Here is a 24,114-nt window from a genome sequence, read left to right on the forward strand (position 1 = left end):
AACACGTTCCCGAAGTCCGTGACTGCTAGACCTCCGGTCGCATCTCCACTTCCAACAACTTGATTTTTCGATGGAGATGGCTGCGTTCGATCTTGAGATCTTCGGCGGTCCGCGAAATGTTCCAATGGTGCTCGCGCAGCTTCCGACCGATATAGTCCTTTTCAAACGCATTCCGGGCATCGCGCAAAGAATCGTAGGATTTCGATAGCAGCGAACTGCTCGCCTGGGCACTTGCCGCCGCGCTCTGGCTGCTTCCCCGCCCCTGCAGAGACATCGCCGCCTGCGGCGCATCGATCACGCCCCCCGGCACCATGATCATCAACCGCTCAATGAGATTGCGCAATTCGCGGATATTGCCGGGCCATTCATACTGCTGAAACACCGCCATCGCTTCGGGCGTCACTTCTTTGATGCGCAGCCCCTGCTCCTCGGCATGGATCTTCATGAAATGGCGGACCAGCGCAGGAATATCCTCGCGGCGCTCCCGCAACGGCGGCACGATGATCGGCACCACGTTCAGCCGGTAATACAGGTCTTCGCGAAACGTTCCCTTGGCGATTTCTTTTTCCAGATCTTTGTTCGACGCGGCTAACACCCGCACATCCACCTTCATCAACTTACCGCCGCCGACCCTCGTGAACTGCTGTTCTTGAAGTGCCCGCAACACCTTCGCCTGCGTGTTTAAACTCATGTCGGCAATCTCGTCCAGAAACAGCGTCCCGCCGTCGGCCTGCTCGAATTGCCCCCGTTTCATCGAGGTCGCCCCGGTAAACGATCCTTTTTCATGGCCGAATAATTCGCTTTCAATCAACGTCTCGGGAATGGCGGCACAATTCACCGCCACGAACGGATGTTCGGCCCGGGCGGAGTGAGTATGAATCGCGCGCGCCACCAGCTCTTTTCCCGTCCCGTTCTCGCCGCCGATCAAGACCCGGCTGTTGGTGGGGCCCGCCGTTTCAATCAGCTGGCGCAACTGCTGCATGACGGGAGACTGGCCGACGAGCTCGAACTTTCGCTGCACCTTCGTCTTGAGCGTCCGGTTCTCCTGCTCCAGCCGGTATTGATCGAGCGCATGCTTCACACGGAGCGTGACGTTCTCCAAAGACAGGGGCTTTTCGATGTAGTCGTAAGCCCCCAGCTTGATCGCCCTGACCGCGGTCTCGATGGACCCATGCCCCGACATCATCATGACCTGGGCCGTCGGCACGAACTCTTTCACCCGCTTCAGAGTCTCTAACCCATCCAACTCCGGCATCCAGATATCCAGAATCATGAGGTCCGGCGGATCCGTCGTGTAGATTTTCAAGGCCTCGATGCCACTGCTGGCCACGGAGACGTCATATCCCTCGTCCTCAAGGATGCTTCGCAATGAGGTCAAAATAGCGGCTTCGTCGTCGACGATTAAAATCGATGCTGACATGAGTCCCCCGTGATGTGTGATCGGTGATGTGTGATCGGTGATGCGGAGAGCAACGTCTCGCTCATCACATATCACGCATCACTCGTCACTGCTTCAATTACACCGGCAAATCGAAGATAAACACTGCACCCTTCGGCTGATTATTCGAGGCCTGAATCTGGCCGTCATGATCAGTAATGATGCGGCGCACGATCGCCAGCCCCAGCCCCGTCCCGGTTTTCTTCCGCGTAAAGTATGGCACAAACAGCTTCTCTTGATCCTCGGGCGTAATCCCGACGCCTTCGTCGGCCACGCTCACGATCGCCCGCTTGCGCTTGGTGTCGTACTTCGTACTGACCCAGACCCGCCCCGTGTGATTCATCGCCTGGATGGCATTGTCGAATAAGTTCACGCAGACCCGCTTCAGCTGTTCACGATCGAAGTTGAGCACGGGAAGATCGTCATCCAACTCGACACAGAATTCGATGTCCTTATGCGCCGCGCGATAGAGCGTCAGCACCTCATGGATCACCTCGTTGAGCGACTGTCTGGCCATCTGCGGCGCAGGCAGGCGGGCGAACTTCGAGAACTCGTCCACCATATGCTTCAGGCTGCCCACCTCCGTCACGATGACATTGGTCGCTTCGTCGAAAATCTTGTCGAAGTCCGGGGACTTCTCGAAAAACTTCTTGCGCAAGCGCTGGGCCGACAGCTGGATCGGCGTGAGCGGGTTCTTGATCTCATGGGCCACTCGACGGGCCACTTCTTGCCAGGCGGCGACTTTCTGCGCCTTGATCAACTCCGTCAGGTCGTCGAAGATCAGCACGTACCCTAAGTCTTTATTCGCCTCATCCCGCATGCGCGATCCGCTCAGTCGAATCTTCACCGGCTTCCCTTGCACATCCACTTGTCCTTCCAGCGACCAGTCGTCCCGATCATCGGCTTGCATCCGATCGTAGACCGCCTGAAAGACATCCAGGCCAAACTCTTTAAAGACCTCGTTCGCCTGACGATCACGAATCCGGTCGGCAGACAGCCCGAGAATACGCTCTCCGGAAGGATTGAAGGTCGTGACTATTCCGTTCCGGTCGATCGACAGCAATCCGGCGGCGATCGTCTCCACGACGGTTTCAATGTACGCCCGGCGGCGATCCAGCTCGACGTTCGTTTGCCGCAGCGAACGGTTGGCATCTTCCAGTTTGAACTTGCTGCCTTGCAAGTCCCCGGTCATGCGATTGAACGACTCGATCAAGGTGCCGATTTCGTCGGTCGCCTTGGCATCGATCTTCACCGACAAATCCCCTTGCGCCACCGCCTCGGTCGCTTCGGCCAGCCGCTGAATCGGCACCGTAATGCTGCGGGCGACATAAAATCCGAACCAGGTGGCGCTGAAGAGAATCATCACGGTCACGACCGCCACAAAGAGGTAGGCGCCGGCCTTGATCGGATTCTTCATGGCCTTGATCTGCTTATACTCTTCGTATTGCCGCCCGATTCCTTCCATCTTGGTCAACAGCGATTCCGGCACATAGGCCTCGACGACCACGACTCCGGCCAGCTCACCTCGATTGTTCCCGGCGGCCACCGGCACCCCGGCCCGCACCAGCCGGCCGGTCTGGGCCTCTTGCACGGAGGTGAACTCTTGCTTCCCGTTAATGACCTGCAACACCAGTTGGCTGACCGGAAGGTCCAACACCCCGGCCGGAATTTCCGCATCAAGCGCTTTGGTGAGCGTCTCCATTTTCGACGAAAATACTTCGATCCCCGCCACCCCGTATTCCATCCGCTTGCGGGCCATGGCCGCGATCAGCAAATCGCGCTGCTCGGACGTCAACATATCCTCGCGAAACAGTTCCTGCCCGATCGCGCGTGCGCTGTTGACGGCCAGCGCAATATGTCCGGCATGTTGCATGCGCGCCACTTCATACGAATCCTTCATCACCCGATCGATCTGATCGCTGAACCAGACATCGACCGCCTTATTGACCAGCCCGCTCGCCACAATCGCCAGCAGGATTGTCGGGATCAGCGAGAATCCGATAAAGGCCGCGATGAGCTTGGTGCGAAACCCCGACCCGACCAGCCGGTGACGCCGTTCGAAATAGGCCTTGATCAGGTTGCGCGAGAGCAGCAACGTCAGGACAACGAAACCGATCAAATCGAGATTCAAGAGCAGCAGGACAAAGGCGTAACTCGTCGTCGGCAGAAACGAATCGGCTTCCCCCCCGCCGGGTACCGCCATCTGCGAATAGTAGAAGGTCAACGCCAGACTGGGGATGAGGAGGATCAGAACGATCCAGACCGGACGGAGATGAGGAGCCTTACGCTCGGGCTCTGTGAGACGTGAGGATTTGGCGGAGACCGCGGAACCGGACGCCCCTGCGCCGGGCAGAGGACGTTCCGCCCTGCCAGATCCCGCAGAGGAGAATGCGCGCGATGGCTGTTCCGAATCCGGCATGGGGTCGCCGACGCTCCTCGCCTGGTTGCACGAACACTGAGCCCACTATAACGGAATTGGCGGACCGTCTCAAAAGTTCCGCCATGAGCGGATCCGCAGACAACAGGTGAGCGCTGCCCCGTCGGGTCTATTTACCGGACGAGAGGGACACGTACTTCATGCGAAGCGCATAGAGCATGTCCCGTAAGACCGTCTGCTCTTCAGAAGTGAGATTCCCTTTGGTCTTCTCTTCAAGCACGGAGAGCAAATCGATAATTTCTTTGGCTTGCGGGAGATTGACGGGAACGGCCTGTTGCTGAGGGTCGAGTTTCTCCCCCATCAGCATCAGCGACGAGGAGCCCAGGGAAATGACGAAGGAGGAGAAGGTGACGGGAAACGCAGGCGCGTGATGCGCCGCATCCGATTCCGAGGACGACGCCGGGTTGGGGGATTCGCTTGGACCAGAGGCTTTCGCGGCGGTCTCACTACCCCCACCCCGCCGATCCCGAACGACGAATCCTTCTTCTTGCTCCGCCATGGCTCCCTCACCGACGACGCTGACTTCGTGCGCGGTACCCTACCATAGGCCCCCGGAGCTCGCAAGCCACGGACAACCGTTGAAGCCGGCATTCCTATCGGTATAGAGTGGGCGCTCAATAGAGGAACGTATGTCCGATCGCTTTTCTAAATTGATCGATCTTATGGCCACCCTCCGGGCTCCCAACGGATGTCCGTGGGACCGGAAACAAACGCACGAATCGCTGAAGCCCTACCTGCTTGAAGAAGCCTATGAAGTCCTGGAGACCATCGACCACCGGGACACCGCCAAACTCAAGGAAGAACTCGGCGATGTGCTGCTCCAAGTCATCTTCCACAGTCAGATTGCCTCCGAGGCCGGCACCTTCACCATCGACGACGTCGTCGACCACTTAGCCGCGAAACTCGTCCGCCGGCACCCGCATGTCTTCGGCGATCCGGATGCGGCGACGAAGGCGACCAATGGCGAACAAGTCCTGAGCCAGTGGGAAGAGATCAAGCGGGCCGAACGGCAGGCCGCCGGCGGAGCCCAGTCGGCGTTAGAGGGAGTGCCCAAAGCGCTCCCGGCTTTGCTCCGGGCCTATCAAGTCCAAGCCAGAGCGTCGCGGGTCGGATTCGACTGGTCGCACGACGCCACCGGGCTCGCGGATGTGTTCAAGAAGATTGCGGAAGAAATCGGCGAACTGCAAGCAGCCCTGGCAGCAGAAGCCGCGCCAGGCTCTCCCCCATCGAGCCGCGACGAAGTTGCGGGGGAACTCGGCGACCTGCTCTTTTCACTCGTCAACCTCGCCCGCTTTCTGAAGGTCAATCCCGAAGATGCCCTGCGGCTCTCGACCAACCGCTTTGTCGACCGGTTTGTCCTGGTGGAATCCCAGGCTGCCGAACAACAACGTCCGCTGTCCGGCATGACGGTAAGTGAATTGGACGGGCTCTGGGAAAACGCCAAGCGTCGGCTTCGTGAAGCCGCCGGGCATCCAGGCTCCACGATACCGGCAAAGGATATCCCCTCATGAGCGACGAGCAGAATCCCTATCAAGAAGGCAAGCGTGCCGGGGCTCACCCCTTAGTGGTGGTCTTCGCCATCTTGCTGGGCCTCTGGCTGTTTGTCGCGTTGATCGTACCCAGCTCGCGCAACAAACAAGCCACCGGTACGGAGGGCCCTGCAGGACCGGCAGTAGAAGATCCGGAAGCAGCGCCGGTCATGTACAAAGTCCACAGCAGCATCACAGACATGAACGTGGTCGCGATTGTCGTCCCGCCGGAAGCCACGGATAGCCAAGTAGCCGGCCTCTTAAAACAGCTGAAGAGCGAACGGCTGGCCGGCACTCTGGGAGACCATATCCCGGCCACGACGCCGGGACATACGCTCGGCGATCATGCCGTCGCCGACATTTATGTGTTTTCGGATAAGCAATATGCGGGAGCAGAAGCGCTCAAAACCCTGGCGCTCGGCGCTCATGCCCCCGGGACACTCCTGCCGCGGGCGATTCCCTTTGAAGTGACGATGGAAGAGGTGCGTGGGCACTACCGGATCGACCTAAACGATACCGGCGCGCCGGACAAGGGATCGCTCGGCTATACCGACGAATCCGGCGTTCATTCCAAGCGCTATCGATCGATTTTCTAATGAAATCCGGTGGATTTGGCTGCTTCTTGACAGGGTCTGTCCACAGGCCCAGCACGCTTGTCAAGAGCCATTCAGGCTGTGATCGTCTCTACAAGGGCTAGTAGGGGGCAACGCAGACACCCCAATGCCTAAATCTCGGGCAGGGAGCTCATCGGCAGATCTCGCAAGCAGATGCTCGCTTCCGGATAGAGCTGTCCACAGACGTATCCCCAGATACTGTGTGTGAATGTATCCTGAGCGGAGGAGTATGAGCACTCGCTTTTAAAGGAGGGACGATCCGCTACAAGCCAACCCGTTTCCTGACCTCTTCCCGCAAGGTCACCTTCTCCTGCTCGAACATGACGTCAAGCTTTTGAAACAGATGGACCAAGGGGCCCACAAAGGGGGCGAGCATCACATCGCGCCGCTCAAGCAGCATCCCCTCCGCCTCGGCAATTTGCACTTTCCAATCCGCGATCGTCCGCGACAGGACCTTGCCGATCACCATCTGCTGCCCGGGAGAACCCGCCACTGGCCCCAGCAACCGCTCGCGCAACACATCCAGCTCATCGGGAATCGAGACTTTGACGCGAATCCCGACCGGCGTCGCCCAGGCCTGTCGTTGAACGGAATAGTCATACGAAAAGATCGGTTCCCGCGGCTCACGGAACGGCCCGCTCACATCGAAGATCGTCAGCTTGTTTTCCATACACCTCGTCCCATTGAAACCATATGAACCATGTGCAACCCGTATGACGCTTTGACGCTCAGCTCCGGCCGAACGAAGCAGCGTGACGGGGCTTGAAGAGATACCCTAGCACTTTCTCTGCTGCGACTGCTCCATCGCGGATACAATCGGGGATACCCACACCGCGATACCCTGCGCCAGTAAGCACTAAGCCTCCATACCGGCTTAAGGCTGCGTCAAGCTGAGTCAGACGATCAAGATGCCCAAGCGTGTACTGCGGCATCGCCTTCCACCAGCGATTCACTTCGACATAGGTTGGCACGGCCGTGATTCCACACAGTGCCGCTAAATCCGCTCGAATCTTGGCAACCATTTGATCGTCACTCAACTGAAGAATGGCTTCCCGCCCCACCCCGCCGACGTAGCAACGGGCCAGAACTTGGTCCGCCGGCGCCCGATGAGGCCACTTCAGCGATGTCCAGGTCGCCGCAATCAGATCTCTCGCCTCCGCGCGCGGCACGATGAATCCAAACCCTTCCACCGCACCCGCAACCGCCTGAGCGGGAAACGCCATGGCAACCGTTGCCGTCGACGCATAGGGAATCATCTCCAAGAGCCCGCCGGCAATCGGCGTCAAGGGACGAAGCAGCTCGGCGGACACATACGCGGGCGTCGCCAACACCAGCGCCTCCGCCGAAAGCGCCGACCCATTATTGAGAATGAGGTCGTACATCCAGCGGCCCGGTTCATGAGATCGCACGCGCAACGCCTCGACCTGACAGCCCGTGCGCAACTCCACTCCCTGCTGTGCGAGACGCGCCGTTAAGGCCGTCACCAGATCGCCCAGCCCGTTCCGCAAGCTGACGAACATGGTGCGTTTAGGTCCGCCTGCAGGAGCTGGCGGCTGCTTCTTCTTGGCGGCCATCATGCCGCGAATGATGCTGCCGTATTCCTGCTCCAGCTCGACGAATCGAGGGAAGGTGGCTTTCACACTCATCTGATCCGCATCGCCGGCATAGATCCCGGCCATGAGCGGCTCTAACACTCGCTCGAACGCTTGCGACCCGAATCGCCGCCGGAAAAAAGATGCGAGCGATTCATCCCCTTGTGCGGGACCGCGCGGGACCACCACGTCCAGCCCCATGCGCGCCAGTCCGGTCCAACTCAGGAGGCCGCTCCGGAGAAACGGCCCCAACTGCTTCGGCACAAAGGTGATGAGCCCCTCGGGCAATTCATGCAATCGCCCACGCGAGAGAACAAACGCACGCTTGGCGGTCTCGTTGGTATTGATCAGTTGATCGGTCAGGCCCAGCTTCCGGCATAACTCCAGCCCGGCCTGCTTTTGCGAGAGGAAGGAGTCCGGCCCGGCTTCGGTCGTCAAGTCGCCGATTCGATGCGTCACGATCTTGCCGCCCCAGGATGGCCCGGCCTCCAACACAATGCAGCGGATATGCTGTCCGGCGGCAGCCGCTTGCTCCTGAAGAGAGAACGCCGTGGCTAGCCCCGAGATGCCGCCGCCGACGATGACGACTGTGCGAGGAGTGCTCACGAATTACTGCGCCTGAGACGATTGGTGGGCATCGATCACCGACACTAAGGTTTCAATCAGTGCCGGATCGGCGTTGAGCATGGGCATCCGTTCGAGTTGCATGCCCCTCTTCGCCGCCAACTGCTTCAATTCAATGTCGATATCGAACAACGTTTCTACATGATCGCAAATGAAGCCGATCGGCGCTACGAGCACCTGCCGATGTCCTTCGCAATGTAATGCCTCCAGCGCAGACTCCACGGTCGGACCCAGCCACGGCTCACTGGATCGGCCCTGACTCTGGTAGGCAAACCGCGTCGACTGGGATCCGAGGCAAGCCGTGATGGCATCGACCGTGCCTTTGACCTCATCGGGATAGGGATCTTTCATGGCCACGATCCGCTCCGGCAGACTGTGGGCCGTAAATAGAATCGGAACCTGGTTCCGGATGTCCGCGGAAAATTTCAGCAGCCCCTGCCGGATATTTTCAACAATCGCCGCGATCAGTTGCGGATGCCGGTTCCAGCTTCCCACATAGCTGACGGCGCAGGTGCTCTGCAGTGCGGAACGTGCCTCTTCCACCTTTTTCCGGTAGGCCCCGGTGCTCAACGAGGACTGCTGGGGCGCCATGCAAAGACCGATCACCTGGCCCGGCGCGTCGCCGAGCAGCTCGGCATAGGTTTCCTTGATGAAGGGATGCCAATGCCGCAAACCCACATACACCCGATACCGTGCGCCTCCAGACGCATTCAATCGGTGTTCAAGTTTCTTTGCGACCTCTTGCGTAATGCCGACTGCCGGCGACTTCCCACCGGTGGCGCGATAGCGTTCGCGGATTTCTTCGACGAGTTCGGGAGGGGTCGGACGCCCGCCACGGACATCCAGCAAGAAGGGCTCAACGTTGTCGAGGGAGTCGGGTCCTCCCATCGCCATCAGGAGAATCGCCGTCGGGTGTTGCGGAGTCGCCATCTCACTCCTCGTCATTCATCACACGTCAACTGGCAGAGTCCCCACGCTTGACGCAGGACGATTCACCATTATCGGATCTTAGCGTTGGCTGAGTTTGTGGATCATGTCGATCGTCGCCGCCACATGATCGACCGGTGTGGTCGGAAGAATGCCATGACCGAGATTGAAAATGTGGCCAGGCCGATTACCCGCACGCCGTAAGATATCTTCGACGCGGCGTTCAATTTCATGGAGCGGCGCAAACAGGACCAGCGGATCCAGATTCCCTTGCACGGCCCGATCATGTCCGACCATCGCCCAGGCTTCATCCAGATGGATGCGCCAATCGATGCCGATCACATCGCCGCCGGCCTCGCGCATCTGCCGGAGAATCGCGGTCGTGCCGGTGCCGAAGTGGATGAGGGGAACACCCTCGTGCTTGAGCCCATCGAAAATCAATTGGACATGAGGCTTCACATACTCGGCGTAATCCCCCGCCGAGAGACAGCCGACCCAGCTGTCGAAGAGCTGCACCGCCTGCGCCCCGGCTTGGATCTGCCGTCGCAGATACCCGGTGATGACCCGCGCGAACTTATCCATGAGCTTATGCCAGCTCGCGGGATCGCTGTACATCATCTGCTTGGTATGGAGATAGTTTCGCGATCCGCCGCCTTCGATCGCATAACTCGCGAGCGTAAACGGCGCACCGGCAAATCCAATGAGCGGCACGCGCCCGTTCAACGCCCGACGCGCTTGCCGGATGGCTTCAGCCACATACTCGAGCTCACTGCCATCCACCACTTTTAAGCGTTCCACCGCAGCACGGTCACGGACCGGATTGTGAATCACCGGGCCTTCCCCCTCGGCAAACTCCAGATTCAGCCCCATCGGCTCCAGCGGCAGGAGAATGTCCGCGAAAATGATGGCGGCATCGAGTGGAAAGCGGTCGATCGGCTGCATCGTGACTTGTGCGGCCAATTCGGGCGTCTTGCACAAATCGAGCATGGAATGTTTGGCCCGCAGTGCGCGGTATTCAGACATATACCGACCAGCCTGGCGCATAAACCAGACCGGCGTACAATCGACCGGCTCACGCCGGCACGCTTTGAGGAAACGATCGTTCATGAGTCGCGCATTTTAGAGACGCAGGGGCAAGAGTGTCAAATACAACCAAGACCGACGGATCACCTGCACAAAACAATAGACACGAATCTTTTATCACGCAGAATACGAATTGAAGAGAAGGGCCGACTGTTTCATTTTTTACCAGTCCATGTATAATGATCCTCTGATACCAAGCTGGCCCCTGTTAGCGCGAACGAGACATCCGGCATCGGCGGCCTGCCTTTTCAGATTTCCCCAAGTGCCCCGATCGTGGTGAGCATAATCGGGATCCTCCTACATGGCATCCCGTTGGCCATGCCGAAGTATCCCTGACCTGGAGGTAGCGAATGTCAGACGTGAGCACCTTACAACCGACCCGAGGCCAGGATCTGTGGCTGACCGTCCTCCGCTGGTTCGACTCCTGGGCGGGGCTGGAATACATGAAAACAGACGGCGTGCCGAAGATGGACTGGGTCCGCTGTTTCCCGTTGATCGCCGTCCACCTGATGTGCCTCGGGATTATCTGGGTCGGATGGAGCTGGACGGCTGTGGCGATCGCCGTGGCCTTTTACTTCCTCCGCATGTTCGCCATCACCGGCTGGTACCACCGTTATTTTTCACACCGGACGTTCAAAACCTCGCGCGCCGTGCAGTTTGCCTTTGCCCTGCTGGGAGGTTCTTGCGCCCAACGCGGCCCGCTCTGGTGGGCCGGCCATCATCGACATCACCATATCGCATCCGATACACCCGATGACGTCCATTCTCCGCGTCACGGAGGATTTCTCTGGTCGCATATGGGGTGGTTCACGTCGCAAACGCACTTTGCGCCGCGCCTGAAAAACATTCAGGACTTCGCGAAATTCCCGGAACTTCGTTTCCTCGACCGATTTGACATCCTCATGCCGACCGTTGCGGGGTTCGGCATGTTCGGACTCGGGAAATTGCTCGAAGCCTATGCTCCGGGTCTCGGCACCAACGGTCCGCAAATGCTGATCTGGGGATTCTTCGTTTCAACCGTCGCCCTCATCCATGGCACCTGCACGATTAATTCACTCTCCCACGTCTACGGCTCACAACGATACGTGACCGGCGACGACAGCCGGAACAATTTCATTCTCGCGCTCATTACGATGGGCGAAGGCTGGCACAATAACCACCACTACTATCCCGCCTCAACGAGGCAGGGATTCTACTGGTGGGAAGTCGACATGACCTACTACTGCCTGAAGATGATGGAGAAAGTCGGGCTGGTGTGGGACATTCGCGATGTGCCGGACTACGTGCGGGAAGGGAAGAGCAAACAGGACACGCTCAACGCCTGATTTGAGGGTGCGCCTTCTCCGCTTAGACCCAGTCGGATTCCTCCGGTGCGGACTTCGTTGTCACATGGCCGGCGAGCGAAGCTCGTATGCGCTGGCTCTGCGTATCAAGGGCTAACGCGGCATCCCCTTTTACCATCCACGCATCTTCCGGCTCCAGCTCGAAGCGGTAGTGATTCTTCCGCAGCGAAAACCACTCGATGTAGGGATGCGGCACCAGATTGGGATGCGGATCGAAGGACATGAGATTCACGTCGCCGATCTGCGGGTTTTCCATGTCCCCGATGACCTGCCCGGCCACATCATCGTCCTCAAAGTGCCGGTTACGAAACTGAATCAGCTGCCCGGCAATCTCACCTTTAAAATTTCCACGTAAATAGACTTCGACCGGCCCGATCACGGCAAAGGTAATGCAGCCGACGACCGTCCCCTCGACCCGATTATCCAAAAATCCTTCCTGTACCCACCGGCCATTCCCGAATTTTTGCGCCATGCTATGACCCTTTCATTACGCTGCCGGTGAGGTTCGAAGCGGGCGATCGGCTTCAGCTACGGTTGCCCCCAGCGAACCAATAATTACCGCGATCAAAATCAATCCGCTCCCGAGCCACCCCAGCCAGTCGAGCGACTCCCCCAGAAAATACCACGCCAGCCAGGCCGCGTAGGCCGGCTCAAGGGAAAAAATAAGCGCCACCTGTTGCGCAGGGAGCAACTGCTGCGCCCACATCTGTACGGCAAAGGCCAGCGTCGCCAAAACTCCGGTGACCCCAAGGCCGATCATCAACACCGTCGTGGGCTCAAACGCGCTTAACGTCGGATGCTCCCAGGCCATGGCCACCAACATGAGTCCGGACATGGCGACCAACTGCCAGACAAACAACGACGTCGCATCCAACTCTCGCGTGTACCGCTCCAGACACGCCATGTGGGCGGCAAATGCCAGGGCGCACCCGAGCGTGAGCAGGTCTCCGAGATTGACGATCGTAGTCGGCTTAACCAAACACCACAACCCGACGGTCGCGATCCCAGCCGCAACCCACGATCGCGGGCCGAAACGCCGCAAGATGAGCGGAACGAACACGACATAGAGCGTCGTGATAAAGGCAGAATTAGACGCCGTGGTGTATCCGAGCCCCACGGTTTGCAGCACATAGCCAAGAAAGAGCCATCCGGTCGCGATCGCGCTGGCTCGGAGGACCGCCCTGTCCATCGAGACCGGGCGAGCCATCAGAACCAGGCATAGCCCCACGAGTGCCGCACCGAGGAGAAATCTCAAGAAAAGGAACGACAAGGGGGGAATTTGGTCAAGCGCCGCTTTCGTCGCAGGAAAGGTCGCTCCCCAAATGAGAGTGGTCAGAAGTAACGCAAATCGGGGCATGGGATTGAAAGAGCACTGAGACTTGGGTGATGAGTGCTGGGCTTGAATCTCAGAGAATGACTCAGGACCGAGCACTCAGAACTCGGCACTGCCTCTTACGGTCGACACAACGCACAGCGCCGCTGCACGTTCGTCCCGGCCTGCTCCATGGCCCGAAGGGCTCGATCTTTATCGGGGTAATCGAACCACCCTCCCTCCCAAAAGTCACTGGAGAAGACATTCGCGGGAACTTCCGAGCAACGTTCTTTATGAAGTGTCACGCGATCAATGGAGCGGGCGATATGGACCCAATAAATCATGACGGCCAATCTACACTGGAAAGGGAGTGCCGGACGGAATCACCGAGGCGTTGCTTCGATGACCCCGCCCGACAATCGAATTACGGAACGAGAATCCACTCGTCTTTTTCGATCACGACCTTGACGCCGGTCTCCAACTTCTTCACATCGTCTTTGTCGAAGAGCCGCATATACCGTTCAATGCGATCCTCGTCATCAATGCGCTCTTCCTGCATCATCCCGTTGTTCCCTTTGTACTTTCTAATCAACACCGACATCGACAGCCTCCTGTGATTCACTCTGGCAGTTCAACTACTTGGTTGTGTACAATAAGATAAAGTTCGTCGGCCGGTCAAGGGCACCGGTGTGGTATTTGCCGGGATTCCTCCGTGTGTGAAATTCATCGACGGTGCGGATCTGCCAAGAGAAAGGGAACTCGATCATGCCTGTGTATGAGTATCGGTGTGGGCAATGCTCAAAAGCATTCGAGGCCACGCAGTCCGTCCATGCGCGACCGGAAGATACCGAATGTCCGTTCTGCCAGGCCCAGGACGCCACGCGGCTCCTCTCCTCCTTTGCCTCAACCGTCAAAGGCGATCACAAACCGGGCTTCGCAGAAATGAAGGCCGGCTCGATGCTCAACGAGCGCATGGACCGATTCGCCAAACTCCCCCCCTTGAACGCCAAGCGCAACGTTCCCCAGCCCAATGCCGCGTCGACCTCCGATTCCGGATCGGGCCCAGGGGCAGACTCCTAGCACATGACCACCAGGTGGCACTCATATCGACTCAGTCACGTCTCGACCACAAGGGAGCTGGCATGATCGTCAGACTGCTGTGTGCCTGCTGGGTAAGCGTCGTAGCTCTCGTGGGCTTCTCTTCCCTTGCCCATGCAGAAGTGGCGGGAAGCCTGGTGATCGCGGGCAACGGGCCGGAGAACACCACCATTGAAGCACTGGCGCACGCCTTTGAGAAAGCGAACCCCCGGGCCTACGTCGATCTCCTGTGGGAAGACAACTCCAAGCCAGTCGACATGGTGAAGTCCGGACAGGCCCATATCGCGATCACAGGATCGGAGGATCCAACCCTGGCCGGCAAACAGATTGGATGGGACGGGATCGGCATCCTCGTCCACCTCTCCAATTTCACCAAGGAAATCACCAAGCAGCAGGTCGCTGAGCTCTTTTCGGGGAAATTCACGACCTGGGCAGACGTCGGCGGGCCGGACACGCGAATCCTCCTGATCGACCGCCCGCGCAATCAGAATATCCGCGAGGCATTTGAGTCACAACTAGGCATTGCAGGAAAGATCCCGGAGACAGCCAAAATCATCGGCCATGATGATAAAGCTGTGAAGACGGTGGTCGGCACACTCCCGCCGCTCTCCGCCGTCACCTATATTTCACTGAGTACCGGCCTCTCAGTCGTCTCTACGGGAGTTGCCGTGCGCCTGCTCCCGGTCGATAAGATCGAGCCGGAAGCGCCGACCGTCAAAGACGGCCGCTACCCGCTGCGCCGGCCGATCATGCTGCTCTCCAAGAAAGAGGCGAATCCTCTCGTCGAAGCATTCGCGCAGTTTGCACTGTCCGCTGCCGGGCAAGCCATCATTGCCGAAACCTATGTGCCGATGCCGAGTCACTAGCAGGCTGCGGAAAACCCGGTTGATACCACAGATGCGCCAAGATTTTTCAGTGTGGGGCCAAGTCCAGAACCACCGCAGGATGCTTAAAAAGGAGGTCCATATGCAGTCCCGTTCTTTATTCGTTCTCTTCATGCTCTTTGGACCGCTCGTTATCCTTCCGCTCTCGTCCCCCCAAGCCGCAGCGGAAGACAATAACGGAGCCTTTGTCGATGGCGCGGGATTTACGCTGTACGGCACGGAATCCATTAAGGGGTCGGGCTCCGATAAAGTAGAGCAAGATCCGATCTGCGATCGGAGCAAGCGCCCGAAAATCTTCAAGGTCCAGCCGGACGAAGCGAAACCCGGCCAGAAAGTCACGATCACGGGCGAGAATTTCGGCAGCAAAGAATGTTTCCGCGGCGTGGCCTTCAGCGCAGCCGGGCCGACCAAGATCGACTACACCTTCGTCAACGACACGACTATCGAAGCCACGGTACCCGATGTGAAAGCGGGTATGTCGTTCATCGACGTCGTCGCCGGCGGCGGCAACGCCCGGTCCAAAGGATTCTTAGTCCAGGCCAAGTAACCCGTTCAGGACGATTTCCATTCGGGGAGAGAGAGAAAACCTCTCCCCGAATAGCCCTGATTCCATCTCCTCTACCCGCCCCCAATCCCTCGACAGGACTTTTGACTCTATGCTAGGTTACGCGCTCCCTTGCGCCGGATTTGGCCGTGTGCGGGGTCTGCTGTGAGTCAGGTCGATGCTCGTATGTTTAAGAAAATTCTAGTCGCGAATCGCGGCGAAATCGCCATGCGTATCATCCGCGCCTGCCGCGAGCTGAATATTGCTACGGCCGCCATCTATTCAGAAGCCGATTCGACCGGCATCTACGTCAAAAAAGCCGATGAAGCCTACCTGGTCGGTCCCGGCCCCGTGAAGGGCTTCCTCGACAAGCAACAGATCGTCGATCTGGCTCTCAGGATCGGAGCGGATGCCATCCATCCCGGATACGGCTTTCTTTCTGAAAACGCGGAGTTTGCCGAGCTGTGCCAGGCGTCGGGAATCACCTTCATCGGTCCCTCCCCCTCCGCCATCAACGCGATGGGCAGCAAGATCAAAGCCCGCGACCTCGCAAAAGAAATCGGCGTTCCGGTCGTCCCTGGTACCGAAGGCGGCGTCACGGATATCAAAGAGGCCCTGGCCTTCGCCAAAGAAGCCGGCTATCCGGTCATGATCAAAGCCAGCGCCGGCGGCGGCGGACGCGGACTCCGCGTCGTCCGGACAGATGCCGAGCTGCGTGAAAATATGGAAGTGGCCTCCCGCGAGGCATTGGCCGCTTTCGGCGACGGCGCTGTCTTCATCGAAAAATACGTCGAGCGCCCCCATCACATCGAATTCCAGATCCTCGCGGACAAACACGGCAATACCATTCATCTGGGCGAACGGGACTGCTCCATCCAACGCCGCCATCAGAAGCTGATTGAAATCGCGCCGTCGCTGATCCTGACCCCGCGCCTGCGAGCCGAGATGGGCGCCTCCGCCATCCAGATCGCGAAAGCCGTTTCCTACGACAACGCCGGCACCGTCGAGTTCCTGCTCGATCAAGACGGCCGGTACTACTTCATGGAGATGAACCCGCGCATTCAGGTCGAGCATACGGTGACCGAACAGATCACCGCCATCGACATCGTGCGCAATCAGATCTCGATCGCCGCCGGGAAGCCGTTGGAGATTCAGCAGTCCGACGTCACGTTGCAGGGTTTCTCCATTCAGTGCCGCATCAACGCCGAAGACCCGCGCAATAACTTCCGGCCCTGCACCGGCACCATTACCGCCTATCTGTCGCCCGGCGGCATCGGCGTCCGCATCGACGGCGCCGTGTATAAGGACTACACCGTTTCGCCCTACTACGACGCGCTGCTGGCGAAGTTGACCGTCCGCGGACGGACGTGGGAAGAAACCGTGAGCCGTATGCGCCGGTCCCTGGAAGAATATGTGCTGCGAGGCGTCAAGACCACCATCCCCTTTATGAAGGCGATTATGCAGGATCAGGACTTCCGGGCCGGACGGTTCGATACCTCCTATCTTGATACGCATCCGGACCTCTTCAACTACGACGACGTGGAACAGCCGGAAGACCTGGTTCTGGCCATCGCTGCGGCTATCGCCGCCTACGAAGGCCTCTAGCCGGGTTGGCCGAAACCACCTGACAACACACGCACCACACCTATTTAAGGGCACGCAACGACGATGGCGGCACGAAAACCAGCAAAGTCAAAGAAAGCAGTGATCAATAAACCCGCTCGCGGACCGGTCGTGCGCACCTCGCGGACGAAGACAGCCAAACCGGCCGAGGTTCAACTTCAGCCCTCCCCCGGACACAAGGTCCTGATCACCGATGTCGCCCTGCGCGACGGGCATCAATCCCTCCTCGCCACGCGCATGCGCACCGAAGACATGCTGCCGATCGCGCAAAAGCTGGACGCCGTCGGCTATTGGTCGCTCGAAGTGTGGGGCGGCGCCACGTTCGATACCTGTTTGCGCTTCTTGAAAGAAGATCCCTGGGAACGGCTTCGCGCGCTCCGTGCCGCTATGCCCAATACCCGATTGCAGATGTTACTGCGGGGGCAGAACCTCGTCGGCTACCGGCATTATGCCGACGACGTCCTGGAGCGGTTCATCGAGCGATCCGCAGCTAACGGCATCGACGTCTTCCGCATCTTCGACGCCCTGAACGACGTCCGCAACATGGACCGCGCCATTCGGGAGGTCAAAGCCTGCGGCAAGCACGTCGAAGCGGCCATTTCATACACCGTCAGCCCGGTCCACACCGTCGACCGGTTCGTGAGCATGGCCAAACAGCTGGAAGATCTCGGCACCGATACGCTGTGCGTCAAAGACATGGCCGGCCTGCTGGAGCCGATGGAGGCCTATCACCTCATCAAGCGCCTGAAGAGCGCCGTGAAGGTCCCGATTCATTTGCACTCCCACTACACCTCCGGCATGTCCTCCATGTCCGCCCTCATGGCGATCCTCGGCGGGCTCGATATGCTCGACACCGCCATGTCTCCGCTCGCCGGCGGAACGTCGCACCCGGCGACTGAAACGCTCGTCGCAGCATTGAAGAACACGCCCTACGACACCGGGCTGGACCTGGCCACCTTCCTGCCGATCACCGAACATTTCCGGACCGTGCGCCGCAAGTATCGCCAGTTCGAAAGCGATTTCACCGGGGTCGATGCCGAAATCCTGACGTCGCAGATTCCCGGCGGCATGCTGTCGAACCTGGCGGCACAATTGACGGAACAGGATGCGCTGGATCGCATGAAGGAAGTGCTCGATGAAGTCCCGCGCGTCAGGAAAGACATGGGCTATCCGCCGCTGGTCACGCCGACCAGCCAAATCGTCGGCACGCAAGCCACGCTGAACGTGCTGACCGGCGAGCGCTACAAAGTCATCACGACCGAAACGAAGAATTATTTTCTCGGACTCTATGGCCGCGCTCCTGGACAGGTCGATCGTGACATCCAGACCCGGGCCATCGGCGATGAAGAGCCCATCAAGACCAGGCCCGCCGACCGGCTGGAGCCCGAATTGGAAGCCAGCAAGAAAGAGATGCCGGCCTCGGCCGAGTCGGTGGAAGATCAGCTCTCGTTCGTGCTCTTCCCCGCCATCGCGCGTGACTTCTTTGAGGCCCGGGAAAAGGGCGAGCTGGCTCCGGAACCGCTGGAGACAACACAGGCCAAAGGTCCCGCCGTGGCCGGCGAGCTGCATCTGGCTCCGGTTGAATTCAACGTGACCGTCCACGGCGAAAGTTACCATGTGAAACTCTCCGGCTCAGGCCGCAAGGTGGACGGACGGAAGCCCTACTACATCCGCGTGAATGACAAGCTGGAAGAAGTGTCGCTGGAGCCGATCCAGGAAGTGCTCGCCGGCGTCCCGGAGGCGCCAGACACCGGCACAGGCGCGAAACCCAAGCGCCCGCGCCCGTCCAAACCAGGCGATGTCGCGCCACCGATGCCGGGCCGTGTCGTAAAAATCCTGGTCGCGAAAGACGATCGCGTGAAAACCGGCGACCCGCTCCTGATCATCGAGGCCATGAAAATGGAGAGCCGGGTTCCCGCCCCGATCGACGGCAAAGTATCGGCCATCCTCGCGGCGGAAGGCGACAACGTCAAGACCGACGAGACCGTCATCCAGTTGGAATAAATCGACCGGCGCCACCCACGTCCGGGGTTGTCTGTGCAGGCCTTCCTTCGAATCATCATCGGTGGAATTTTCTGCATGCTCGCTGCATCCTGCACCACGCCCGATACATTGCCACTCTGGTTCGACGCCGTCGAACACCTCCCCGTCAACAGCGTCACCGTTCAGGGTCAGCGCATCGCCTACCTCGACCGGGGGGCCGGCCCAGTCGTTGTCCTGATCCACGGGTTCGGCGGATCCATGTGGCAGTGGGAACATCAACAAGCTGCGCTCGAACGACACTTCCGGGTCATTACACCGGATCTTCCCGGATCAGGCCTCTCCGACAAACCGGACATCGCCTACACACCGGAGGAGATGCTGCAATTTCTGATTGGATTCCTGGATGCCCTGCGAATTCCTCAAGCCTCATTGGCGGGCAATTCCATGGGAGCAGGACTCGCCATCGGCATGGCATTGGATCACCCGGATCGGGTGTCAAAACTTGTGCTGATCAGCGGGCTCCCGCCCCGGGTCATGGAACACTTGACCAATCCCTCGATCAAACGCGCCCTGACCACCAGTACGCCGTCCTGGCTCGTCTCGTTCGGGAACTGGCTGTTCGGCGGCCTCATGATCGACAAAATTCTCAAGGAGATCGTCTATGACCATACGCTCCTCACCCCGGCAGTCCTCGAGCGATCGAATAGAAATCGCCAGCGGCCAGGCTTGATCAAGCCGCTGATGACCGTGGGGGACAATCTGCCGGCCTGGGAAGAGCGCTATGCCCCGCGCATCACGACGATTCCCCATCCCACCCTGATTGTCTGGGGTGAGGAGGATCGCGTGTTCCCCCTCAAAGCCGGCAGACGGCTGCACGACCTCATCCCACAGTCGACGTTTGCCAGCATCCCCAAGGCCGGCCATATTCCTCAATGGGAGCAACCGGAACTCGTAAACGCGCAGCTCCGGTCGTTTCTCCAGCCTTGAGCGCCCGACAGCGGCAGGATATACTTCCAAGAGGATTTTCTCCCTCACTACTGCGGAGTGCATGATGACAACACGCGGCCTTCAGATTCTCATCGTCAGCTTGCTCCTCACCAACGGACTCACCGGCTGCGGAAGCTCCGGTCGACTCCTGGACTCAGGCTTCCCCTACAAAAATCTGCCCGTGGCCGACGGCAGTGTCGCCGCCGGAGAGGGCCATTCCGTCCTCTTCAAAGGCAGCCCTTTAATGCTGTCCGGCACCGGCGTCAAAGTCGGAGATCACCTGCGCGACGTGAAACTGACCGACCGGGACCTCGCCTTGGTCAACATCGCCCATACCGCCGGATCCGGGAAAGTCCGGATCATCAGCGTGGTCCCCTCGCTCGATACGAAGGTCTGCGAGCAGCAAACCCACCAGCTCAGCGAAAAGAATCATGGGTTGGATAAGATGGTCGAGCTCATCACCGTAAGCATCGACACCCCGTTCGCTCAGAAGCGTTTCGCGGAGGAGGCCAAGATTCGCAACGTCACGTTTCTCTCGGATTATCGCGGCGCCGACTTCGGGAAAACCCACGGCATCTTTCTGCGCGATCCGCATATCCTGGCGAGAACCGTCATGGTCGTCGACGCACAGAACGTGATCCGCTATCTGCAAATCACCCCGGAGCTCGCCCAACTCCCCGATCTCGACGAAGCCTTCAAGTTCGCCCGCTCCCTGGTGACCACCAGCTGAGATGGCCAACTACGACCTCCTCGTGATCGGCACTGGCCCCGCCGGGCAAAAAGCCGCCGTGCAGGCGGCCAAACTCGGCAAGAGGGTCGGCATCATCGAGCGGAAAGCCGTCGTCGGCGGCGTGTGCATCAACACCGGCACGATCCCCAGCAAATCGCTCCGCGAGGCCGTCCTCTATCTATCCGGCTTTCGGCAACGCACTCTCTACGGGTCAGAGTATCGCGTCAAAGACACGATCACGATCGAGGACCTGATCTTCCGGGCCACCCACGTCATTACCAACGAAATCCGGATCGTCCAGGATCAGATGCGGCGCAACTCTGTCGACATGATCTATGGCACCGCCAGCTTCGCGGACCCACACCGGCTGCGCGTACAACAGACCTCCGGGACCGTCGAGCATACCGCCCACTTCATCGTCATCGCCGTCGGAACCGAGCCGGCCAGGCCGCCCGAAATCCCCTTCGACGAAGAATCCATCATCGACACCGACGGACTCCTCACGCTCAAACGCATTCCGCAGTCCATCGTAATCGTCGGGGGTGGCGTGATCGGGACGGAATACGCGTCCATCCTGGCGACCATGGGGGTGCCGGTCATTCTGATCGATAAACGCCCGCGCTTATTGGAGTTCGTCGATGCGGAAATCATCGACACACTCCAGCGGCAGATGAAAGAGATCGGCGTGACCCTGTACCACGAGGAAGAAGTCGTCAGCATCCAGAAAGAAGCGAGCGGCCGGATTGCCGTCACCCTGCAGAAGGCCAAACCCATTTCGGCAGGCACCTTGATGTATGCCATCGGGCGAGTCGGTGCCACCCGCGATCTCCGGCTTGAGCACATCGGCCTCGCGCCGGACAGCCGCGGCCGGCTCGCGGTCAATGAACACTTTCAAACCGCCGTCTCGCACATCTACGCGGCCGGCGACGTCATCGGCTTTCCTGCGCTCGCCTCTACGTCGATGCAGCAAGGCCGACATGCAGCCTGCCATGCATTCGGCCAGCCGGATCGCACCGACAATGCCCTATTACCTTATGGAATTTATTCGATCCCGGAAATGTCGATGGTCGGCCGCACTGAAGAAGACCTCACCAAAGACCAGGTTCCTTTCGGCACCGGGGTCGCTCACTACAAAGAAATCGCCCGCGGGCAATTGATCGGCGACGAAATGGGCATGCTGAAACTGCTATTCCATCGGCACACACGTGAGCTCTTGGGTGTTCACGCCATCGGCGAAGGTGCGACCGAGCTGATCCACATCGGGCAAGCCGTGATGGCCTATCACGGTCGCATCGAGTATTTCATCGACACGGTCTTCAACTATCCAACTCTGGCCGAATGTTATAAAGTCGCTGCGCTGGACGGCATCAACCGGCTGCCGCGCCCCTGGCCGCCAGCGCTGTGACGCGTCGCGAGTAACGAGTAGGGAAGAAGGGAACTCCATGTCATTTACGAATCACCTGCGGCAGCTTGCCACATCCAGCTGGGAGGCCCAGTTCACCCATCCATTCGTCGTTGCCCTGGGTAACGGGACGCTGCCGGAGCGGAAATTCAAATACTACATTCTGCAGGACGCCAGATTTCTCGGCGACCTCTCACGGGTGTTCGCCGCAGGGGCGGTGAAGGCTCCAGATGCGGACAGCGCACTACGGTTTGCCAAGCTGGCGGAAGAAACCATCGTGGTCGAACGTAGCCTCCACGAAAGTTATGGAACCCAGTGGAAGATGACTGCGAAGCAGATGACCTCCGTGCCGATGGCCCCCACCAACTATGCCTATACCCGCCACATGCTGAACGTGGCACAGAGCGGATCGGCCGCCGAGATTACCGTCGTCGCCCTTCCCTGCGCGTGGATCTACTGCGTCGTCGGGCAGCATCTGTTAAAGAAGGGACCGCCTAAGAAGAATCATCCCTACCGCAACTGGCTCATGCTTTACGCCTCGCCGGAATTCGCCGAAGTGCAACAATGGATGCGCAAGAAAGTGGATCAGTGGGCCAAGACCGCAGGCGTTGAAGAAAAACGCCGAATGGAAGAAGCTTTCATCATCAGCTCCCGCTACGAATGGATGTTCTGGGAGATGGCCTGGAACGAAGAAAAATGGCCGGTGTGAGGAGAGAGATGGCTGGCAGCAGGACTGTTCCAGTGCTCGCGCAACGCGCGGCCTCAGAAGGCCCTCGTTGCATGCGCGCAGTTTGGCCTACCCCTACTATCTGCCCAACAAATTCATCCGGCAACAGAAAGCGGAAGGTGAAAAATTAGAACGAGGGAATAGTGGTCTAAATCCTAGGACATACTAAAATGAGCACGCATCAATCATTGTGGAAATTATGGCTTTAACTCTTGAGGAAAAGCGTCAGGCGTTGATACGAGCACTGAGAAAAGACGCTGACCTCCACGAGAAGGGTCTTTTCAAACAACTTGGGAGCGACTTCGACCAACTGGATGTAGAAGCCAATGGGGTATTCGAGGACGCCAGGGTACAACAAGCATTTGGCATTGCTTGGAATCTCTGGGACTCCTGGGTAGATGAAAGCAACCATTGTTTCCCAGGATTCTATGAAGGCATCGCAAAAGATCATTGGCCAGCCATAGCAAGGCAAGTAGCAGAAAACTTGGAGGATGGAAATGAGGTTATAGATCCTCTACTGCTGAGACACTTCGTTCTTTACCCCACCATCCCCTTCAAAGAGAGAATGAAACAGCTGTGGCCGAGGTGATTCAGCGACAAGTAGCTCCATGGCGACGCAAGACATTCGGACTTACGCGCAGGCCTGACTAAGGCTTGAGAAGGTTTAAACTAGCGCATTGATTGCTTGCTAGTGTGCAAGCAGTGCTGAAGCTTCTGGATTAGGGCTCCAGACGAAGAAGGCGAGCTGTGTGATGAACTGTGAGGATATGGATCTCGTCGTGAATAAGGCGATACACAATCCGGTAGGTTCCATGAATCACTTCTCGCACGGCTGGATCGTTGACCTCTGGAACGATACGCCCAGACTGTGGAAAAGCAGGCAATCGTTCAACCGAAGCAATCAGTTGTTGAGTAACGAGCAGTGCGTAGTGGGGAGAATCCTGCGCGATGAATTGTCTGATCGACTGGACATCTTCAATTGCCCGGCGAGTCCAGACCAGCGGCATCATTTGAGAAACTGACGAACCGCCTCGGCGTGGGGAACTGTTTCACCGGCATCCGACTGCCGGAGGCCCTCTTCGACTTTCGCCAGAAAGCAAAGCCGTTCGATGGCATCTTCAAGCGTGGCGGTGTCTGGAAGCCCCTCAACGGCTTGAAGAATCTTCTGTTTGACCGTTCCGGTTACCATAGTAATCACCTCTTACAATCCGCACTCTAGGACACTTTCTCTGATGCG

The 24,114-nt window shown here is 58.7% G+C and carries 26 protein-coding genes; 13 read left to right on the top strand and 13 right to left on the bottom strand.

Annotated elements, in window-relative coordinates:
- Positions 1 to 25 precede the first annotated feature (25 nt).
- The 3 genes from Q7U39_02700 to Q7U39_02710 form a co-directional block, all read right to left on the bottom strand.
- Positions 26 to 1,420 carry a sigma-54 dependent transcriptional regulator gene (locus Q7U39_02700; protein ID MDO9116842.1) on the bottom strand — a complete coding sequence of 465 codons (1,395 nt, stop codon included), beginning with the start codon at positions 1,418 to 1,420 and terminating at the stop codon, positions 26 to 28.
- Between the two features lie 97 nt (positions 1,421 to 1,517).
- Positions 1,518 to 3,857: an ATP-binding protein gene (locus tag Q7U39_02705; GenBank protein ID MDO9116843.1), complete on the bottom strand. Its 2,340-nt coding sequence runs from the start codon at positions 3,855 to 3,857 to the stop codon at positions 1,518 to 1,520.
- A 127-nt stretch (positions 3,858 to 3,984) separates the two neighbouring features.
- Entirely contained in the window at positions 3,985 to 4,374 is a 390-nt protein-coding gene (locus Q7U39_02710) for a DUF1844 domain-containing protein (GenBank protein MDO9116844.1), read from the bottom strand.
- Between the two features lie 130 nt (positions 4,375 to 4,504).
- Between Q7U39_02710 and mazG the strand changes: the two genes are divergently transcribed.
- Together mazG and Q7U39_02720 are read left to right on the top strand one after the other, a co-directional pair.
- Positions 4,505 to 5,386, top strand: a complete 882-nt coding sequence (mazG, locus tag Q7U39_02715) for a nucleoside triphosphate pyrophosphohydrolase (protein ID MDO9116845.1) — start codon at positions 4,505 to 4,507, stop codon at positions 5,384 to 5,386.
- A complete protein-coding gene (locus Q7U39_02720) occupies positions 5,383 to 6,000 on the top strand; it encodes a hypothetical protein (GenBank protein ID MDO9116846.1) in 618 nt (205 codons plus the stop codon). The genes mazG and Q7U39_02720 overlap by 4 nt, the downstream gene beginning before the upstream one ends.
- A 280-nt stretch (positions 6,001 to 6,280) precedes the next feature.
- Here the strand turns inward: Q7U39_02720 and Q7U39_02725 are convergent, their stop codons facing one another.
- From Q7U39_02725 to hemE, 4 genes are all read right to left on the bottom strand, one after another.
- Complete coding sequence (locus tag Q7U39_02725) at positions 6,281 to 6,688, bottom strand: hypothetical protein (protein ID MDO9116847.1); 408 nt, start codon at positions 6,686 to 6,688, stop codon at positions 6,281 to 6,283.
- Between the two features lie 58 nt (positions 6,689 to 6,746).
- A complete protein-coding gene (gene hemG / locus Q7U39_02730; protein ID MDO9116848.1) occupies positions 6,747 to 8,216 on the bottom strand; it encodes a protoporphyrinogen oxidase in 1,470 nt (489 codons plus the stop codon).
- Positions 8,217 to 8,219: 3 nt separating this feature from the next.
- Positions 8,220 to 9,164, bottom strand: coding sequence for a ferrochelatase (hemH, locus tag Q7U39_02735; GenBank protein ID MDO9116849.1), 945 nt, complete (start codon positions 9,162 to 9,164; stop codon positions 8,220 to 8,222).
- Positions 9,165 to 9,242: 78 nt separating this feature from the next.
- Positions 9,243 to 10,268: a uroporphyrinogen decarboxylase gene (gene hemE, locus Q7U39_02740; GenBank protein ID MDO9116850.1), complete on the bottom strand. Its 1,026-nt coding sequence runs from the start codon at positions 10,266 to 10,268 to the stop codon at positions 9,243 to 9,245.
- A gap of 326 nt (positions 10,269 to 10,594) precedes the next feature.
- Between hemE and Q7U39_02745 the strand changes: the two genes are divergently transcribed.
- Positions 10,595 to 11,569, top strand: a complete 975-nt coding sequence (locus tag Q7U39_02745; protein MDO9116851.1) for an acyl-CoA desaturase — start codon at positions 10,595 to 10,597, stop codon at positions 11,567 to 11,569.
- 22 nt (positions 11,570 to 11,591) lie between these two features.
- On the opposite strand, the gene Q7U39_02750 is transcribed toward Q7U39_02745, so the two are convergent.
- From Q7U39_02750 to Q7U39_02765, 4 genes are all read right to left on the bottom strand, one after another.
- Positions 11,592 to 12,059 (bottom strand): hypothetical protein, encoded by a 468-nt coding sequence (locus Q7U39_02750; GenBank protein MDO9116852.1) that lies wholly within the window; start codon positions 12,057 to 12,059, stop codon positions 11,592 to 11,594.
- Between the two features lie 15 nt (positions 12,060 to 12,074).
- Positions 12,075 to 12,944 carry a DMT family transporter gene (locus Q7U39_02755; protein MDO9116853.1) on the bottom strand — a complete coding sequence of 290 codons (870 nt, stop codon included), beginning with the start codon at positions 12,942 to 12,944 and terminating at the stop codon, positions 12,075 to 12,077.
- 95 nt (positions 12,945 to 13,039) lie between these two features.
- Entirely contained in the window at positions 13,040 to 13,243 is a 204-nt protein-coding gene (locus Q7U39_02760; GenBank protein ID MDO9116854.1) for a hypothetical protein, read from the bottom strand.
- Positions 13,244 to 13,323: 80 nt separating this feature from the next.
- On the bottom strand, positions 13,324 to 13,500 hold the full coding sequence (locus tag Q7U39_02765) for a hypothetical protein (protein MDO9116855.1): 177 nt from the start codon (positions 13,498 to 13,500) through the stop codon (positions 13,324 to 13,326).
- A gap of 164 nt (positions 13,501 to 13,664) precedes the next feature.
- Between Q7U39_02765 and Q7U39_02770 the strand changes: the two genes are divergently transcribed.
- The 10 genes from Q7U39_02770 to Q7U39_02815 all read left to right on the top strand — a co-directional run bounded on the left by Q7U39_02770 (position 13,665) and on the right by Q7U39_02815 (position 23,466).
- Positions 13,665 to 13,979, top strand: coding sequence for a zinc ribbon domain-containing protein (locus Q7U39_02770; GenBank protein ID MDO9116856.1), 315 nt, complete (start codon positions 13,665 to 13,667; stop codon positions 13,977 to 13,979).
- Positions 13,980 to 14,041: 62 nt separating this feature from the next.
- On the top strand, positions 14,042 to 14,863 hold the full coding sequence (locus Q7U39_02775) for a substrate-binding domain-containing protein (GenBank protein ID MDO9116857.1): 822 nt from the start codon (positions 14,042 to 14,044) through the stop codon (positions 14,861 to 14,863).
- Between the two features lie 100 nt (positions 14,864 to 14,963).
- Entirely contained in the window at positions 14,964 to 15,428 is a 465-nt protein-coding gene (locus Q7U39_02780; GenBank protein ID MDO9116858.1) for an IPT/TIG domain-containing protein, read from the top strand.
- A 183-nt stretch (positions 15,429 to 15,611) separates the two neighbouring features.
- Positions 15,612 to 17,030 (top strand): acetyl-CoA carboxylase biotin carboxylase subunit, encoded by a 1,419-nt coding sequence (gene accC / locus Q7U39_02785; protein ID MDO9116859.1) that lies wholly within the window; start codon positions 15,612 to 15,614, stop codon positions 17,028 to 17,030.
- Between the two features lie 63 nt (positions 17,031 to 17,093).
- Positions 17,094 to 19,052: a sodium-extruding oxaloacetate decarboxylase subunit alpha gene (gene oadA / locus Q7U39_02790; GenBank protein ID MDO9116860.1), complete on the top strand. Its 1,959-nt coding sequence runs from the start codon at positions 17,094 to 17,096 to the stop codon at positions 19,050 to 19,052.
- A gap of 75 nt (positions 19,053 to 19,127) precedes the next feature.
- Positions 19,128 to 20,018: an alpha/beta fold hydrolase gene (locus Q7U39_02795; GenBank protein MDO9116861.1), complete on the top strand. Its 891-nt coding sequence runs from the start codon at positions 19,128 to 19,130 to the stop codon at positions 20,016 to 20,018.
- 61 nt (positions 20,019 to 20,079) lie between these two features.
- On the top strand, positions 20,080 to 20,748 hold the full coding sequence (tpx, locus tag Q7U39_02800) for a thiol peroxidase (protein ID MDO9116862.1): 669 nt from the start codon (positions 20,080 to 20,082) through the stop codon (positions 20,746 to 20,748).
- Between the two features lies 1 nt (position 20,749).
- The gene (gene sthA, locus Q7U39_02805; GenBank protein MDO9116863.1) at positions 20,750 to 22,153 is read left to right on the top strand and encodes a Si-specific NAD(P)(+) transhydrogenase; all 1,404 of its coding nucleotides are present in this window, start codon (positions 20,750 to 20,752) and stop codon (positions 22,151 to 22,153) included.
- 37 nt (positions 22,154 to 22,190) lie between these two features.
- A complete protein-coding gene (gene tenA / locus Q7U39_02810; protein MDO9116864.1) occupies positions 22,191 to 22,859 on the top strand; it encodes a thiaminase II in 669 nt (222 codons plus the stop codon).
- A gap of 217 nt (positions 22,860 to 23,076) precedes the next feature.
- Positions 23,077 to 23,466: a hypothetical protein gene (locus Q7U39_02815; protein MDO9116865.1), complete on the top strand. Its 390-nt coding sequence runs from the start codon at positions 23,077 to 23,079 to the stop codon at positions 23,464 to 23,466.
- A 130-nt stretch (positions 23,467 to 23,596) separates the two neighbouring features.
- Here the strand turns inward: Q7U39_02815 and Q7U39_02820 are convergent, their stop codons facing one another.
- Both Q7U39_02820 and Q7U39_02825 read right to left on the bottom strand, forming a co-directional pair.
- Entirely contained in the window at positions 23,597 to 23,887 is a 291-nt protein-coding gene (locus Q7U39_02820; GenBank protein ID MDO9116866.1) for a type II toxin-antitoxin system RelE/ParE family toxin, read from the bottom strand.
- Positions 23,884 to 24,066, bottom strand: coding sequence for a hypothetical protein (locus Q7U39_02825; GenBank protein MDO9116867.1), 183 nt, complete (start codon positions 24,064 to 24,066; stop codon positions 23,884 to 23,886). The genes Q7U39_02820 and Q7U39_02825 overlap by 4 nt, the downstream gene beginning before the upstream one ends.
- Positions 24,067 to 24,114: the final 48 nt, after the last annotated feature.

The sequence above is a fragment of the Nitrospira sp. genome, assembly GCA_030653545.1.
Classification (GTDB): Bacteria; Nitrospirota; Nitrospiria; order Nitrospirales; family Nitrospiraceae; genus Nitrospira_D.